The sequence below is a fragment of the Mesorhizobium sp. M1A.F.Ca.ET.072.01.1.1 genome (assembly GCF_004023325.1).
Taxonomy (GTDB): Bacteria; Pseudomonadota; Alphaproteobacteria; order Rhizobiales; family Rhizobiaceae; genus Mesorhizobium.
Genome location: NZ_RZSF01000157.1, coordinates 1 through 15,224 on the forward strand (window position 1 = coordinate 1; position 15,224 = coordinate 15,224).

19 protein-coding genes and 1 pseudogene are annotated in these 15,224 nt (G+C 61.8%); 7 read left to right on the plus strand and 13 right to left on the minus strand.

Annotated features, from left to right (window positions below):
- On the minus strand, positions 1-989 hold a 989-nt coding region (locus EOA32_RS20815), incomplete at its 3' end, for an FAD-dependent oxidoreductase (protein ID WP_145971328.1).
- A gap of 148 nt (positions 990-1,137) precedes the next feature.
- Positions 1,138-2,136, minus strand: coding sequence for a L,D-transpeptidase (locus EOA32_RS20820; RefSeq protein ID WP_128372742.1), 999 nt, complete (start codon positions 2,134-2,136; stop codon positions 1,138-1,140).
- A 385-nt stretch (positions 2,137-2,521) separates the two neighbouring features.
- Here EOA32_RS20820 and EOA32_RS20825 point away from each other — a divergent pair, with 385 nt between their 5' ends.
- Both EOA32_RS20825 and EOA32_RS20835 read left to right on the plus strand, forming a co-directional pair.
- Positions 2,522-2,716: a DUF3606 domain-containing protein gene (locus tag EOA32_RS20825; RefSeq protein WP_066992956.1), complete on the plus strand. Its 195-nt coding sequence runs from the start codon at positions 2,522-2,524 to the stop codon at positions 2,714-2,716.
- Positions 2,717-2,905: 189 nt separating this feature from the next.
- Entirely contained in the window at positions 2,906-3,163 is a 258-nt protein-coding gene (locus EOA32_RS20835; protein ID WP_128372751.1) for a helix-turn-helix domain-containing protein, read from the plus strand.
- Positions 3,164-3,411: 248 nt separating this feature from the next.
- Here EOA32_RS20835 and EOA32_RS20840 read toward each other — a convergent pair whose 3' ends face one another.
- Complete coding sequence (locus EOA32_RS20840; protein WP_128372743.1) at positions 3,412-3,630, minus strand: hypothetical protein; 219 nt, start codon at positions 3,628-3,630, stop codon at positions 3,412-3,414.
- 239 nt (positions 3,631-3,869) lie between these two features.
- On the opposite strand from EOA32_RS20840, the gene ligD reads away from it, so the two are divergent.
- Positions 3,870-5,639 (plus strand): DNA ligase D, encoded by a 1,770-nt coding sequence (gene ligD / locus EOA32_RS20845; RefSeq protein WP_128372744.1) that lies wholly within the window; start codon positions 3,870-3,872, stop codon positions 5,637-5,639.
- Between the two features lie 288 nt (positions 5,640-5,927).
- Here ligD and EOA32_RS40610 read toward each other — a convergent pair whose 3' ends face one another.
- Both EOA32_RS40610 and EOA32_RS20850 read right to left on the minus strand, forming a co-directional pair.
- Positions 5,928-6,050 (minus strand): hypothetical protein, encoded by a 123-nt coding sequence (locus EOA32_RS40610; RefSeq protein WP_259979811.1) that lies wholly within the window; start codon positions 6,048-6,050, stop codon positions 5,928-5,930.
- 44 nt (positions 6,051-6,094) lie between these two features.
- Positions 6,095-6,283, minus strand: a complete 189-nt coding sequence (locus EOA32_RS20850; RefSeq protein ID WP_128372745.1) for a DUF3606 domain-containing protein — start codon at positions 6,281-6,283, stop codon at positions 6,095-6,097.
- Positions 6,284-6,495: 212 nt separating this feature from the next.
- On the opposite strand from EOA32_RS20850, the gene EOA32_RS20855 reads away from it, so the two are divergent.
- Entirely contained in the window at positions 6,496-7,005 is a 510-nt protein-coding gene (locus EOA32_RS20855) for a DUF892 family protein (protein ID WP_066992977.1), read from the plus strand.
- A 51-nt stretch (positions 7,006-7,056) separates the two neighbouring features.
- Here EOA32_RS20855 and EOA32_RS20860 read toward each other — a convergent pair whose 3' ends face one another.
- From EOA32_RS20860 to EOA32_RS20875, 4 genes are all read right to left on the minus strand, one after another.
- Positions 7,057-7,344, minus strand: a complete 288-nt coding sequence (locus EOA32_RS20860; RefSeq protein WP_128372746.1) for a DUF982 domain-containing protein — start codon at positions 7,342-7,344, stop codon at positions 7,057-7,059.
- A gap of 21 nt (positions 7,345-7,365) precedes the next feature.
- The gene (locus EOA32_RS20865; protein ID WP_128372747.1) at positions 7,366-7,665 is read right to left on the minus strand and encodes a DUF982 domain-containing protein; all 300 of its coding nucleotides are present in this window, start codon (positions 7,663-7,665) and stop codon (positions 7,366-7,368) included.
- 342 nt (positions 7,666-8,007) lie between these two features.
- Positions 8,008-8,313 carry a hypothetical protein gene (locus EOA32_RS20870; RefSeq protein WP_066992982.1) on the minus strand — a complete coding sequence of 102 codons (306 nt, stop codon included), beginning with the start codon at positions 8,311-8,313 and terminating at the stop codon, positions 8,008-8,010.
- A 361-nt stretch (positions 8,314-8,674) separates the two neighbouring features.
- Positions 8,675-8,905 carry a hypothetical protein gene (locus EOA32_RS20875; protein WP_066992985.1) on the minus strand — a complete coding sequence of 77 codons (231 nt, stop codon included), beginning with the start codon at positions 8,903-8,905 and terminating at the stop codon, positions 8,675-8,677.
- Between the two features lie 173 nt (positions 8,906-9,078).
- On the opposite strand from EOA32_RS20875, the gene EOA32_RS40615 reads away from it, so the two are divergent.
- Together EOA32_RS40615 and EOA32_RS20880 are read left to right on the plus strand one after the other, a co-directional pair.
- Positions 9,079-9,204, plus strand: a complete 126-nt coding sequence (locus EOA32_RS40615; RefSeq protein ID WP_281015131.1) for a hypothetical protein — start codon at positions 9,079-9,081, stop codon at positions 9,202-9,204.
- Between the two features lie 51 nt (positions 9,205-9,255).
- Entirely contained in the window at positions 9,256-9,564 is a 309-nt protein-coding gene (locus tag EOA32_RS20880; protein WP_066992986.1) for a hypothetical protein, read from the plus strand.
- A 53-nt stretch (positions 9,565-9,617) separates the two neighbouring features.
- Here EOA32_RS20880 and EOA32_RS20885 read toward each other — a convergent pair whose 3' ends face one another.
- The gene (locus EOA32_RS20885; RefSeq protein WP_066992988.1) at positions 9,618-9,803 is read right to left on the minus strand and encodes a hypothetical protein; all 186 of its coding nucleotides are present in this window, start codon (positions 9,801-9,803) and stop codon (positions 9,618-9,620) included.
- 269 nt (positions 9,804-10,072) lie between these two features.
- On the minus strand, positions 10,073-11,608 hold the full coding sequence (locus tag EOA32_RS20890) for an FAD-dependent oxidoreductase (protein WP_128372748.1): 1,536 nt from the start codon (positions 11,606-11,608) through the stop codon (positions 10,073-10,075).
- Between the two features lie 403 nt (positions 11,609-12,011).
- Here EOA32_RS20890 and EOA32_RS20895 point away from each other — a divergent pair, with 403 nt between their 5' ends.
- The gene (locus EOA32_RS20895; RefSeq protein WP_245499340.1) at positions 12,012-13,961 is read left to right on the plus strand and encodes a GGDEF domain-containing phosphodiesterase; all 1,950 of its coding nucleotides are present in this window, start codon (positions 12,012-12,014) and stop codon (positions 13,959-13,961) included.
- A 72-nt stretch (positions 13,962-14,033) separates the two neighbouring features.
- On the opposite strand, the gene EOA32_RS20900 is transcribed toward EOA32_RS20895, so the two are convergent.
- Together EOA32_RS20900 and EOA32_RS20905 are read right to left on the minus strand one after the other, a co-directional pair.
- On the minus strand, positions 14,034-14,849 hold the full coding sequence (locus EOA32_RS20900; protein ID WP_128372750.1) for an oxidoreductase: 816 nt from the start codon (positions 14,847-14,849) through the stop codon (positions 14,034-14,036).
- Positions 14,850-14,927: 78 nt separating this feature from the next.
- A pseudogene (locus EOA32_RS20905) lies at positions 14,928-15,224 on the minus strand (beta-ketoacyl-[acyl-carrier-protein] synthase II); the annotation flags it as partial.

Here is a 15,224-nt window from a genome sequence, read left to right on the forward strand (position 1 = left end):
ATCTGGAACGGTCCGCGCACATTGGCCTTGATGCCGACGCGCCCCAGCGCCGGCACCAGCTGCAGAGCCTGCTCCCAGTTCCACGACACCGCCTCGAAATCTTCTTCGACGAGGTCGGCGCCGAACCAGGAAGGGACGCCGTCCTCGGCGAACAGTTTCAGGTTCGCCGTGCGCTCGTAAGGCCCGAACATCAGCCCGTCGCCTTCTTCGCGCAGATAGCCCTCGAACCCTTCGTCGCGCAGGATCGGCATTTCGGGGCGGCCCTGCCTTTTCCGCTCGACGATTTCCGGCACCGCTTCGGTGATCCAGTACTGGTGCAGGATCGGGATCGCCGGGATATCGAGGCCGAGCAGCGCGCCGGTCTGGCGCGCATAATTGCCGGTGGCGGAGATCACGTGCTCGCAGGTGATGTCGCCCTGGTTGGTCTGGACGAGCCACTCGCCGCTTGGCGTCCGCTTGAAGCCGGTGACCTCGGTGTTGAGATAGACCTTGCTGCCGAGGTCGCGCGCGCCTTTGGCCATGGCGATGGTCACATCGGCCGGCGCGATGTGGCCGTCGTCGGGATGATAAAGCGCGCCGAGCATGTGGTCGTTGTCGAGCAGCGGCGCCAGCTGCCTCGCCTCGGCCGGCGTCAGCAACTCAGCGCGCATGCCCTGGACGTCGGCCACGCTCATATAGCTCTTGAATTCATCGAGCCGATCTCGCGAGTTGGCGATGCGCAGCTGGCCGCATTTGTGCCAGCCGACCGGCTGGCCGGTTTCGGCCTCCAGCCCTTCATAGATCTCGATGGTCTTCTTGATCATGCGGCCGACATTGATGTTGCGGGTATAGGACGGGATCAGGCCCGCCGCATGCCAGGTGGAGCCGGCCGTAAGCTGGGTCCGCTCGAGCAGCGCAACGTCGGTCCAGCCGCGCTTGGCCAGGCCGTAAAGGATGCCGGCGCCGACGCATCCTCCGCCGACGATCACCACTCTCGCATGTGCTTGCATCGAACCACCAATTCCAGATCGTTTTCAAAAGCGCGCCGCCGAAGCTACAGGCGGCGGAAGGCCGTGTAACGTTCTGAAAAACTAGGGGTAACGATAAATTGGGCTTATGCAGCGATCCCGCCTTGGCGGCTCGCTCCTCCCGGCGTTTTTACTGCGCCTGCCCGTCCTGCGCCGTCTCGTCCTTGAACTCGACTTTCGTGCCCGGCTTGACCATGGCGGCGAGGTCTTCGGCATCCCAGTTGGTCAGCCGGATGCAGCCATGCGAGTAGGTCGTCCCGATCTTGCCGGGATCCGGCGTGCCGTGGATGCCGTAGCTTTCGATCGAGAGGTCGATCCAGACCGATCCCACCGGATTGTTCGGTCCCTTGGCGATGGTGAAGGGCCGCTTGCTCTTGACCCCCTTGAAGGCGAATTTCGGATTGTAGTGATAGGTCGGATTGCGCACCACGCGTTTGACCTCCGCGGCGCCGCTCGGCGCCGGCTTTTCCTCGCTGCCGATCGAGGCCGGAAAGACTGCAACGGCTTTGCCTGACGCATCGAGCGCGCGGACCTGGCGGGATGCCTTGTCGACCTCGATGGTCTCGATCTCCGCCGGAGCGTCGCCCCGTCCGAGATCGGGCACCACCAGGCTCACATCTGCCTTCCGGAACCCGACGCGCGGGTTGAGCGTCTTCAGCAATTGTTCGCTGATGTGGAAACGCTCGGCCAGCCTCTCTCGCGCATTGCGATAGCCGAGGCGCTTCAGACGAGCCATCCGCTCCAGGCGGGTGGGGATGCGCCTGGTAAAGGGGCCGCGCACGTCCTTGACCGTGACCTCATATGTCACCAGAACCGGCTCGGCGGAGCTCGCCGTCAGCTTGTCCCAGGTCTCGCGTGTGAGCTTGCCGTCGGAAGCCAGTCCGTTGGCCGCCTGGAACGCCGCCACGGCTTTGGCAAAATTGTCGGAGAGGCGACCGTCGATCAGGCCCGGCGAGAAGCGGGCGCGATCGAGAAGGATCTGCGCCTTGAGAAGCATCGGACTGACGTCCTTCGGCTCGCCCTCGCTGAATTGCGCCTGATTGACCGCGTCGAGGTCAAGCCTGGCCGCCTGAGCTCCGCTGCATGCGAGCGCGAACGCCACGGCAGCGACAACGAAGAGCCGGACCATCGACTTCACTCCCGGGTTGCGACAGAAACCTGTCTTTATGACGCGGGCGTGCCGATCTGGTTCCTGTCGCAGCGCCGGCGTGCAAATCATTAGAACGTGCACCTTTGGGCGTACGATCTTGAATTTTATGCCGAAACCAGTTCCCAAGAGCGAAAAATGCTGGCATGATCATATAAGGGCCTATGCATTTTCTGATTAGATGGGCCCTTGCCTGGTGACCGGCGGCTCCCCAACGCCCCCCGCCCATGCCGCCGGTTACTTCATTTGAGGCCTCTCCCAGGCAATGCCGTGGCCGACCCCATCCCGGCCGTAGCGCTTCACGCACATATTAGCGGTTTGGAACATTCCTGCCTTCCCGGTGTTCGTTTTGCCAGGAGGAGCAACCATGGCAGACGTCAAAACGAAGCGCGATTTCCGGGACCGCGACCGTGTGTCGGCGGACGACGATTATGAGGTTCGCTACTTTGCCAAGCAGCATCGCATCACGCCTGAACAGGTTCGGGAGCTGATCAGCGAGCACGGCAACGACCGTAAGATTTTGCAACGTGAGGCAAGGAAGCTGGGTGACAAAGCTTTCTGATTTGGGGCCGCCGATCTTTGCCCGGTTGCGGGTCAGAGCAGCCGCCAACGAAGAGGACCAGTTCCGGACATGTCCCGCCTGCGGGCAGGCAGTGGACTGGGGCGACCTCCGGCAGGTGATCTGGCACGAGCAGCCAGGACACGCGAGGCTGGAAATTGACAGCTGAAAAGCCTTAGGGGAGACCCCTTGATGGATTTGACGCCAAAGGAGTCGCGAGCCGCGCGAGAACTCCTGCACTGGTCGCAAGTGCGCCTCGGCGCCAAGGCCAGCCTAGGGGAGGGGACCATTCGCGACTTCGAGAACGGGATCAGAATTCTGCGGGCCGAGAAACGAACCCGCATCCGTCGCGCTTTTGAGGCGGCGGGCGTCGTGTTCACGGCGAAGGGGCCCTCGCTTTCGGGCCTCAGGCCCGAAATGAATGGCTATCGCCATAAACAGCGCCGCTAAGCTAGTCCCGCTGCCGAGCGCTGCTGGCAGCGAGCTAACTGTCCACGCAAACCGGAGGTCGCGTCCTCCGTGAGGCCCGTGAGCACTCGTGGACGTTTGCCGGAGAGCTTCGACTTCAAGCTGGTTCAACCTCGACCAGGCAAATGAACGACGCGCATGGCTGACTTATTTGTAGGGCAGGACCGCGGCCGCGCGTTGCCGGCGTTCCCGAAGGGGAAGTCGGAGACTCCTCGATCTTCGAGGCGGCATCAACTTTCCGGAAACCCGTATCGCAGCTTTTGGCCGGTGCCCGGCTGCTTGACAGCGTCAAGTCCCAGTCGGGTGTGTTCGTGCTTGGCAAAAGCTTTCGCGTCCGCTTCGGAACCGAAACGCTTGATGGTCACAACGCCATCCTCGATAACGCGCACGTAATACCTGTCTTCCAGCGTGTCGATCTCGACCGAGTCCATTACGATTGACTTGTTCATTGACGGCCCACCTGAAGAAGATCCACCCCGCAGCCAAACGTCGCCGGCTAAGGATTGTTCCGCACTCAACTGATAAAACATCTACTCAGATAATCAGAGCACTCTGCGGGTCGGAGGGCAACGCGTTGCCTTTGCGAAGCCACGCTTGGCCAAGTCGGACAAACATACGATTTTACTAAAATGGAAGGAACTGATGGGACTGCTCCGGCTTGAGTAGCGGTTCCTGGAGTCGCGCGTGCATGACCAGCGGCAAAGACCGGCTTTCCTTCATCGAGTTCCAATCGCCCAATTTGGTCGAGAAAGCTCCCGAAGGCGGCGAATGGCTGCACGAGATCAAGTACGACGGTTACCGAACCCAGCTCATCGTGGAAGGCGCAACAGCGCGAGCCTTCACGCGCCGCGGCTATGACTGGTCGCATCGCTACAGGAGGATTGTCCAGGCGGCGGCAGGCTTGCCGGTGAAATCTGCGATCATTGATGGCGAGGCTGTCGTTCTCGGCGACACCGGCTTGCCTGACTACCAGGCGCTGGAGCGCGAGTTGGGCAACCCAAACTCTTCGAGATTGATCTTCTATGCCTTCGACCTGCTGCACCTCGACGGCCGCGATCTGCGACAGCAGCCGCTGGTCGAGCGCAAGGCAGCGCTCGAAACGCTGCTGAAGGACAGCGCGCCGACGTTGACCTATGCCGAGCATCTGGAGGTGAGCGGCAGGGAGATGTTCGATCATGCCTGCCGGATGGGCCTGGAGGGGATCGTGTCGAAGCGCGTGGACGCGCCCTACCGTTCCGGCGTGCAGACGAGCTGGGTCAAGGTCAAATGCATCAAGAGCGACACCTTTCCGATCGTCGCGTTCGTCGAGAAGCTTGGTGCTGAGCCGCGCCGGATCGCATCGCTCTATATCGGCAGGCGCGAGGGCGACCGGCTGCTTTATGCAGGCAAGGCTCAGAGCGGTTATACGCTTGAAGTGGCGCGACGCGTTCGCGAGCGGCTCGATCCGCTGATCATCGGCAAATCGCCTTTGTCGGAGCCCATTGTGAAGCCAAAGGCGACCTGGGTGAGACCCGAAGTCCTGGCCGAGGTGCAGTTCAGCGGCGTTACCGATCGCGGGATCTTGCGCGAAGCCGTGTTCAAGGGGCTCCGCGAGGACCTAGTGGCCGTCCCGCCAAAGCCGCCGGCGCCGTCGAAACGAAGAGCGGACCGAGATCACGGCGTGCCGCGTGAGAATATCTTGCAGCTGCTGCCCGATGCGGTTTCGCCTTCCAAGGATGAGCTCGTTCGCTATTGGAGTCTGGTCGCCGATCAGGCGCTGGTGCACCTCGGCTGTCGCCCACTGAAGCTCGTCCGTCATGCCTTCGGGGCAACTTTCTACCACAAGGGAATGCTGCCCGAGATCCCGGCAGCGGTGCACCAGCTGCGCGTCGAGAAGCGAGAAGGTGGGGAGGGCACTCGGGTCTGGGTCGACGACCTCGACGGCTTGCTCGGGCTGGTCGAAATGGATGCGGTCGAGCTCCACCCGTGGAATGCCACGGTGGATGACATAGAGCATGCCGACCGGATCGTGCTGGATCTCGACCCGGGTGAGGGCGTGGAATGGGCGCAAGTGACTGAGACCGCGCTGGCGCTGCGCGACATCATGGCAGCGTCAGGTCTGGAAAGCTGGCCGAAGGTCACGGGCGGCAAGGGCATTCACTTGTTGGCGCCGCTGGCGGCGAAAATGACCCACGACCGCGCGCGGCAGCTCGCCAGGTCGATTGCACAGGTCCTCGCCGACGCAGAACCCGACCGCTACTTGCTGTCGGCCGCGCCGTTGGCCCGCAAGGGCCGCATCTTCATCGATTATCTGCGCAACGGACGCGGCAACACGGCCGCCGGCGCTTTTTCGCCGCGGGCCCGCGCCGGCTTCCCCATCGCGCATCCCGTTACTTGGGTGCAGGTAGAGCGGCGTATCCGGCCGGATGCGTTTACCATGGACCATCCGTTCAGGGCGGCTCAGCGAAATGCGGCGTAGCGGGCGAGGCCCGTGAAGATCATCCCGAATCTGCGTTCTTAGTCATAGGCGATTGAATTTTCGGGCGGAACCAGTTTCCAAGAACGCAAATTGCTGGCATGATCATATAAGGGCCTATGCATATTTTGATTCGATGGCCCCTGTTCCTGGTAACCGACGGCTCCCCATCGCCCCCCGCCCATGCCGTCGGTTGCCTCATTTCGAAATCTCAAATCAAGGACGCAGCCCTGACCGGTCGAGCAGGGCTGTGGTACGCCGCAAGGTCTTTGGCCTTGTGGCCGACGGCAATCACGAGCCGAACCAAAATAGCGCCAGAAGGGCCACAAAGATTGCGGCCGCGGCGACGGTGCCCCACATGAAGACCCTGCTGGTGCCACGCTGCTCCTCCTCGCGGGATAGGTTGTTAGCCATGTCAAGTCTCCTTCGCAGTATCTCCGCAGAAGTGCGAACGCCCGTCAGCGGCTCGCCACCGCCCTTGCTTCGCGCTCCAGCGTCGCACGATCGTTTCCGTGCTTTTTGATGAGGTCGCGAGCTTCGGGGATTGTCAGGTGGAATTTCCTCGCGAAGTGGGCGACCTCATATTCCTCATCGCCTGACACGCGGCCGCGGTCGCGGAAATCACGCTTGGTCGTGTCGTCTGCCATGGTTGTTCCTCCTGGATAGGAATAAAACCGCCTCCCTTTGGGAATGTTCCAGCCTCTGGGAGGTTGGTATGCGGACGCGGCTTCCGTCCTGTCAGCGACGCTTTTCGAGGAGCCGCGGGCCTGCTGCTCGTCATGCCCACTCCCGTCACTCTCGCCACGGAACAATCCGCAGTCCTTGTGGTTCGGGCGCACCCAACCAGGAGGAAAAAACTATGTCTGAATCCCGCGAATGGCTGATCCAGTGGCTGAGGGATGCTCACGCAATGGAAGAGCAAGCCGAGACGATGCTGTCCGGCCAGCTGGGCCGGCTCGAGAGCTATCCGGACCTCAGCGAACGCATCCGCGCTCACCTCGCCGAGACCAAGGAGCAGGCGAGACGATTGAAGTCTTGCCTGGATGGCCTGGAAGAAGGTTCGTCAACACTGAAGGACGCAGGCGGAAAACTGACCGCAATGGCGCAGTCGATCAGCGGCGTGTTCGCCGGCGACGAGGTGATGAAAGGCTCTCTGGCCAGCTACACCTTCGAGCATATGGAGATCGCTTCCTATACGATCCTCATGGCTGCCGCTGAAGCCGTGGGTGAAGCCGAGATTGCTCGGGTCTGTGAGCAGAACCTGCGCGAAGAAGAAGCGATGGCCGAGTGGCTGAAGGACAATCTTCCGCAGGTCACCGAGACATTCCTCGCCCGGGCCGATGCCGACAGCGACAGCGCCAAGCGCTAGTTCGCGTCATACAGGTGAAACGAGGCGGCGTTGGCCGCCGCCTCGGTCCCATCAAGCGTGCTTCGGCTGGGCTGCCTTTCCAGTTGGGAGCGGAACTGCTCCCTCCTCGATGAGGATGTCCTTCCGGCGGGCAAAGGCAACGAAGACCCCTCTCGCCGTTTCTGGGTCGATTTCGCCGGCCAAGGCGGCCTTGCAGGCACGCACCGCCGCCTTCTGCTCAGGGCTGTTGCCACACCAGTCGACGACGAACTGATAGGCATCTACGACAGTGTTCAGCTGACGCGGAAATCCCAGTCCGACCCAGACGCGGATCGGCTTTTCGAACGGTTTTGCAAGCATCGCGACTGCCTCCTTTTGCGGCTACGCAGCCACGCCGCTGCCTGGGCCCTTGCCGGTCATCCAAGGCAAAGTGACAGTCACGTCCTCGTGGATCTTGACCGACTTTGCGAAGCCGCAGAACGCGTCTCTGGCGGCCGTTAGCGGATAGTCGCTGTCGAATGCTCGCTGACAGGCACGCAGGGCGGTCTCGTAGATGGTGCCGCGTCTGTTCTTGGGCCATTCGTAGAGAAATTCCAGGGCGTCATCGAGGCAGGCGATTTCCTGGATGAGGCTGTTCCCGCTCTTCACGAAAACGGGGCTGTCAAACATCCGATCGTTCATAAGATCCTCCAAGTCGAACGAACAATTTGAGTTCTGAGACAGGCCGGAACCGGCAGCGATCCTGGCCTGGCTGCGATATGGGTTTGCGGTTTTTGGCCGTCAAGATGAGGGCGCGTGCGGGAGCGTTCGGCTCGATGGGAACCTTCCGCGGGTCTTGCTGTTCGGTACGCAGCGGCGGGGCGAACCTTTGCTCCGAAATGAGGGCCGCCATCCGTGAGCGGGTCATGTGGCCGCTCTTGCGAAAACCCGCCCGCGCTCCTCCCCGGGCGGGTTTTTGCCGGAGCAATTCTAGAAAGCGTGACTCGGGTTTCCGTCCGGAACTGCCGGCAGGCACAGTCTTCCTTACGCCGGCCGCTGAACCACCGGTGGCTTTCGCGCGGGAGGCTTGCTGGTGGTCACCAGCCTGACCTTGTCGATGTCCACTGTAACCGGTACGCCGAGCTTCACGGTCACCCGGTCCCCATTGACGCGCGTTACATCTCCGACGAGCTCGATCGGCTGGCCTCTCTTCACGGTCGACGTGCGGTCGATGATCGAATGCGGCTGCTCATAGGAGGGAATCGACACGCTGACGCGGTCCTCCGTCACCCGCCGGCGAACCGTTGCGGTGATGGCGACCTCGTCTCCGACCTTGATGCCTCTTGCCATAGACGCAAGACTGGTGCGGCCAGCGGATTCGTCAAGCGATCGCTAATGTATCTTTGGGCACTTTCCAGCGCGTGCCTTGGCACGCGTGCAAGAAAACCGGATCTGGCTCGTCAACAGGCTACTTCCTGCGCGACAGTGCCTTCGCCTCGCGAACGAGCGAACCCCAATTCAAGCCTAGGAAAGAAACAAGTTCCAAAGCCTGCGCTTCGGTAATGCCGATCTCCCGGACAAGCCGTTGAACAACAGATTCCTGTGACTGACTGTCAGATGTGAGCGCCATGGGGAGTCCCCTATGGCGGCGCAACGTTCAAGTCAGAAATTAGTTCCCGCCAATTCCGGCTTGGCTGCCGCCGGCGGTCCGTCATTGGCTGGAAGCGAGCTTCTGGATACGCCCTTTGTCCAGACGGAACACCCCCTCGGTGCCGCCCTGGCGCTCGAAGTCGGTCTGGAGTTCGTCCCACGTTCCCAGATATTTGCCGCATTCGGCACAATGGATTTGGGTAGTGGGTTGAGCATCGATGGGGATCTGCAACCGGATCACACCGCAATACGGGCATTCCAATTTGTGATCCAGATACCTACCGGCGATCATCGCCCACCATCTCGCAATCGGCAGGTCTGCGCAAGCCGCCGATTCTTGTGCATGCCGCCAGGAGGCACAGCGATTCTGGGGCAGCGAGACGCACCAACCAACGACTGAAAGCGCTTCGCCACGCCCTCCGACATCGCGCGCCCGCCCGTCTGTATCTTATGCAGAACGCGTTCATGACCGGCGAGACCATCCACAACGATGGCTGGGGTGAGCGGGCGAGGCAGACGGCTGCCGTGCCGGGCCTTGGCCAAGCCGATGGCATTTTCGGCGCAACGCTAATATACATGACGCCCGAATGAGCAGCGCCTCCGCACACGAGGAATGCCATGCGAAGGGTCATCTTCACAGCCATGTGCATTGCCGCCGCAACAGGCGCCAATGCGCATGATTGGTACGAAGACAAGATTGACCCGGTAACGAAATTCAAGTGCTGCGGCGGTCAAGATTGCCGCGCCATCCCGCAGTCGTCGGTACGGTCCAGAGCCGACGGCGGCTATACCTATTTGCCCGACGGTTTCAACATCCCGCGAGATCGGGTTCAGGAATCGCCGGACGGCCAATATCATATCTGCGAAAACAACTACGTGATAACCAATCAGCCCTATTTGCGCTGCTTCTTCGCGCCGCGGCTCAAGGTTTCTCGGCTGGTCGCACGCTGAGGGGATGGCCGTTTTTCGGAAACATCCATCGCCGGCTCAAGCGGCGGCGTGAACTAGACGCCCGAGTGCCTCGCCCTGATGATTCTGGCTTCCCGCAACAGCGCAGGACGATCGCGTCCAACCGCTTTTATCAGCCTCCTGGCTTGCGCGTCCGAAATGCCTGTTTTCTGTTTCAGCAAAATGACGAGCTGCTTGTCGTCGATCCGGTTATGGGAACTGCTTTCGCCGGGTTCGGTCATTGTTGGATCCTCCTCCGACCGAACGGAAAGAAGCCCTGAAAGGTTTCATCGCCGTTGTTGCTTTTCGTAGGCCATTGGTACGGCCGATCGCATGGCGGCAAATCAGCCGTCGCCAGACCCGCCTGAATCGGCAAAGCGGCTTTTGGTCTTCAACTGCATCACATTTGCAGCGGTCGGCCGTTCCGGTCGGATGTCGGATTTGAGCGCATTGCAGACCGACGCCGGCCGCCCCGTGCGTGCGCTGCGCCAACCGGACTCTGCATGCTTCATCAGGTAGCGCTCCGGCGTTCCATCTCCAATTCGGCCTTCAGGCTTTCGATGTCGCGAAAAATCGAGGCGACCGCCAGTGTGCGTCCCTTGCGCTTGAAACGCAGGAGGCAATCTTTGGCGGCGATGTCGCCTTCCACCGCGATCTCGTCCCATCGCTCCGCATGTCCAACGTAGTTGATCGGGACGTCATAATGCTGGCTCCAGAAGAACGGGACGGCAGTGTATTTCTCGCGCTGTCCGAGCATGTTCAGAGCTGCCGTCTGTCCCTGCCTTTCTGCGACCACCCAGTGCTCGACCCTGATGTTTTCGCCGGAGTGGGCATCAGGCCATCGCGCAATGTCGCCTGCCGCGAAAACGCCCGGCGCGCTCGTCTCCAGAAAGGCATCCACCATGATGCCGCGGTCGAGCCTGAGCCCAGCCTTTTCGGCAAGCCCGAGCCGCGGCCGCACGCCGATGCCGGCGACGATGAGATCCGCGGTCAGCGTAAGGCCGCTGCTCAGTTGCACGTTCGTGCCGTCGATGGCGGCCGCGGTGTCCTTGAGATGAAAGACGACGCCATTTTGCTCGTGGAGGCTGCGGATGAAGTCGCCCATCTGCGGCCCGAGGACCCGCTCCATCGGCCGTTCGTCGGGCGCGACGACATGAACTTCGATGTTCCGCGCACGCAGGGACGCGGCAACCTCGAGGCCGATGAAACTGGCGCCCAGCACGATGGCGCTGCGGGCCGTCTCGGCTTGCTCGATAATCGTGCTGCAGTCGGAGAGCGAGCGCAGCGTATGGACCTGTGGCTGATCGGCGCCCGGGATCGTGAGGCGGACCGGTTCGGCTCCCGTAGCAAGCAGCAAACGGTCGTAGGCGGTTCGGTTCCCGTCTGCGTGCACGACCTCGCCGGACCCGACATCGATGTCGGCGACGCTGGTCTTGAGGCGCAGATCAATGCCGTTCTTGGCATAGAAGCTTTCCCCGCGCAGCGGAACCCAATCCGACGGCGCCTTGCCGGCGAGGTAATCCTTGGAAAGGTTGGGGCGATCGACGGGCGGCGCCTCGTCGTCGCTGAGCATGACGATGCTGCCCTGATGGCCTTCACGACGCAGTCTTTCGGCGGCCGCGAAACCAGCCGCGCCGCCTCCGACGATCACGATTCTTCCGGCAAACTGGCCAGTGCCTCCACTGCTGGGCTTTTGAGCCGCTCGCTTGCGCTTCTCGCCCACGAAAATGCGATCGCCGCGCTGTTCCACCGACCAGCAGGCGAGTGGACTGAACGCAGGCGCACGCACGGCTTCGCCGGTGCGCAAATCGAAACAGGCGTGGTGCCACGGACATCGAACGGTACCCTCCACGACAAGACCGTCGACCAGCGGCCCGCCATAATGCGTGCACGCCGCCCCGATTGCGAAGACCTCTGTCCCGCGGCGCACCAACAGCACCTGTTCATCGCCATAGTGACCGACCAGCTTTGCGCCATCGGCAAGGTCGGATAGCGCGATACCTTGGGCCAGATCCGGTCCGCTCGATTTAGAGTGGTCTTGAGCCATCTTCTTTCTCCCTGCGCTATTCGATTGGAGTCCGACCGAGCCAGACTGACTCCCGACGCTGGTTTGGGCAAATCAATGATCGCCTGGCTTGCTTGCGCCAGTCGATGAGCAAAGTTCGAGGCCCGTCGCGACATCGAAACCCCATCCTTTGGTGACCGTAGGCGCCGACGAATGATTTGATGGAGTTTCCTCAGATCGGTTTCCAAACGGACCGACAGATTTTCGCAAGCTCCCGCCACACCGGGGGGGCGGGCCGGACTGTCGCGCTCGCCTATCCATGACTGATGCGCCGTAAGTCGCTGAAATCCTTAACGCGATTTTCATTCCGCTCGTTTAGCCACTAGGCATGAGAGATTCCGACCAGCCTGGCCCAGGTTCAGCCCTTCAGGGGCAAAGCGAAGCCGTGGAAGCGGGAATTCTGCGGGATCAGTTCGCTGACCTGAAGAAGGGCCTTTTCATCTCGATGCCCATCGGCACCGTTCTCTCGGCCCTGATCCTGGCCGTGCAGATGCTCTCGGGCGGTGGCCCGGCGGCGGTTCTGTGGTTTGCGGCGGTCACCATCATCAACGGCGCCCGCATAGGACTGGCGCTCGCCCAGCCGGAAATTGCCTTTGATGGGCCCGATAGCCGGTCGAGGCCGGTCGATGCGCGACTTTCCGTTTACGGGCTGTTGGCGCTGGCATCGGGCATCGCCTGGTCTTTTCTGGCGGTGCTGTCGGATGGATACACCACTCCCCAGGCGCCGCTCTATCTGGTCGTCCTCGCCGGCCTGTCGGCCGGTTCGGTCACCTATGGTGCGTCATACGCGCCGGCTTCGATCAACTTCTTGACATTGCCGCTTCTGATCGCCGCAGGATGCGTGTTGGCGAAAGGCAATATCGAGAACTACGTCCTCGGCTTCACGGTCCTGCTTTTTCTTGGAGGCATGATCAGAAGCTCGCTGCTCGGGCAGGCTCGCTTCAAGGAGACGAGCCGCCTCAAATACGAAGCGCGGGCGTTCGCGGCCCGGATGGAACGAAACTCCAGGTGCGATCCGCTGACGAACTTGCTCAACAGGCACGGGCTCGAGCACGCAATCGGCGAGATGGGTTTTTCCGACGGTCCGTTCGTGACCATGCTGATCGATCTCGACGGCTTCAAATCCGTCAATGACACCTATGGTCACAATATCGGCGACGACCTGCTGGTCCGGGTCGCGCGCAGGATAGAGAACCACGCGCCGCCGGGGGCAACGATCGCGCGCATCGGCGGCGACGAGTTCGTGCTGCTCTTTCCCGCCGCAAGCTCGCAGCACTCGATAGACGAGCTTGCGTCCTTGATCATCGCGGCCATCGCCAATCCGGATCCGGCATTGAAATCGGTGCGTGTCGGCGCCTCGATCGGTATCTACGTATCGGAGACACCGCGACTGACGGAGATGCTGCTGCGCGCCGACTTCGCGCTTTACGCGGCCAAGCGCAGCGGCAGGAACGAATACTGCCTCTTCGATGCCGAGCTCGATCAAGCGCTCGAACGCAAGCACTGCATCGAGCGCGACCTGCGCGCAGCCATCGAGAGAGGCACGCTTTGCTCATGGTTCCAGCCCATCGTGCGGCTGGACACGCAAGCGCTCGCCGGCTTCGAAGCGCTGCTGCGGTGGCAGCACCCGGTTCACGGCGCCATTCCCCCGCCGGAGATCGTGACAGCGGCACGCGAAACCGGTCTGCTTTCCTTGCTGACGGAGAAGGTCTTTCTCAATTGCTGCTCCATGATCGAGGAACTGGCGAGGAAAGGGCGCCAGGATGTGCGCGTTGCGATGAATCTGTCGCCGCGTGAACTCGAGGCAGGCAATGTCGACGATATGATGCTGGACATCCTGAAGACGAGGAATGTCCCCGCGGCCATGCTCGAGATAGAGATCACCGAAGAGGCGCCCGTGGATCGCGCCCGGGTCGACGAAAAGCTGGAACGCCTGGCGGACGCGGGCATATCGATCGTGCTGGACGATTTCGGCACCGGCTTTTCGACCCTGGTTTCGCTGAAGGACAGTCGGATCCGCAAGATCAAGATCGACAAGGACTTCGTTCGCGATCTGGCCAAGTCCGTGGAAGATCAGGCGCTGGTCAAGGCGGTCATTGATCTCGGACGAACGCTTGGCATAGAGGTCATGGCGGAGGGGGTCGAGACGGAAGCCGATCGCCTGATCCTGCGCTCGCTCGATTGCATGATCGGGCAGGGCTTCCTCTTCTCGGCAGCGCTTCCCATGCACGATGCGCTGGCCTTCGAGCCGAGGCGTTTCGACACCTCTGCCGCCGCAAATGCCGCCTTTGATCCCGGGCAACTCCCGTCGCGCCGAACCGGCAGCGCCGCCTAAGGGGGTGGGCGGCTGCGGCTGCCCAACTCCTGTGTCAGAGAGCCTCGAAGGACCCTGTCGGCGACTTGGATATCAGGCCGGCAGGCCGTTTTGCTTGCGCAGGCTCTTGTCGAAGGCGGATTCGGGAACGAAACGGCGCAGCAAGCTGATCTGGCGAGCCATTTTTCCGGCAGCATAGCGCCTCCGTGGAACGGAGGCGGTCGCCGCTTGCAAGACCGTCTTGGCCACGATCTCGGGCGCATCGCCTGTCTCGATGGCTTTCCGCAGAACCACATCCATGCCGGCGCGCGCGGTGCCATAGATGTCCAGCAACTGATCGGGCCTTGCGAGATTTTCTTCAAACGACGTGCGGGTGTAGGCGGGCTCGACCAGCACCACGCGAATTCCGAACGAGCGCAGTTCATGGTCCAGCGATTCTGAATAGCCTTCGATCGCATGCTTGGTCGACGCATAGAGAGCGGAATAGGGAGCCGGAATCAGGCCCAGCACGGAACTCAAATTCACGATTCTGCCGCTCCGTTGGCGTCGCATTGTCGGCAGCACCGCGTTGGTCATCCGGATGACACCAAAGACATTGACATCAAACAGCGCCTGAGCCTGCGCAGTCGAGGATTCCTCCGCGCCGCCGAGCAGGCCGATGCCGGCATTGTTGACGAGCAGGTCTATGCGTCCGGTTTCGGCCAGCACATCTTCGACCAGCTTCGATACGGACGCGTCGTCGGTCACGTCGCCGGTCAGCATGGTAACGCCGTCGGACTGTTCGGAGATCGCGCGACGGCTGGTTCCGAACACGCGAAAGCCCGCGTTCCGGAGGGCTGCGGCTGTTGCGCGCCCGATGCCCGAGGATGCGCCTGTGACGAGGGCGACGCCAGGATTGGTCTTTTCCATGAGATCACTTTCTTGCGGCTGGAGTGGGGAAATCGGAATGCCGAAACAAAAGCCTCAGCCAGGGAGCGGCTCGACCGTTCAGGCCTGTCCGTCCCAACGCCGGAACAGCGCGCTGGCGTTCACACCTCCGAAGCCAAAACCATTGGAGATCGCGTAGTCCATTTCCATTGGCCGGGCTTGGTTCGCGACGAAGTCTATGCCGTCGCCGGCCGGATCGGGCGCGCCCATATTGAGGGTTGGCGGCGCCACCTGGTCCCTGAGCGCCAATATCGTGAAGATCGCGCCGAGCCCGCCGGCGGCGCCGAGCAGGTGTCCGGTCGCCGACTTGGTCCCGCTGACGGCGATCGAGAAATCCGCGCCGAAGACCCTTTTGAT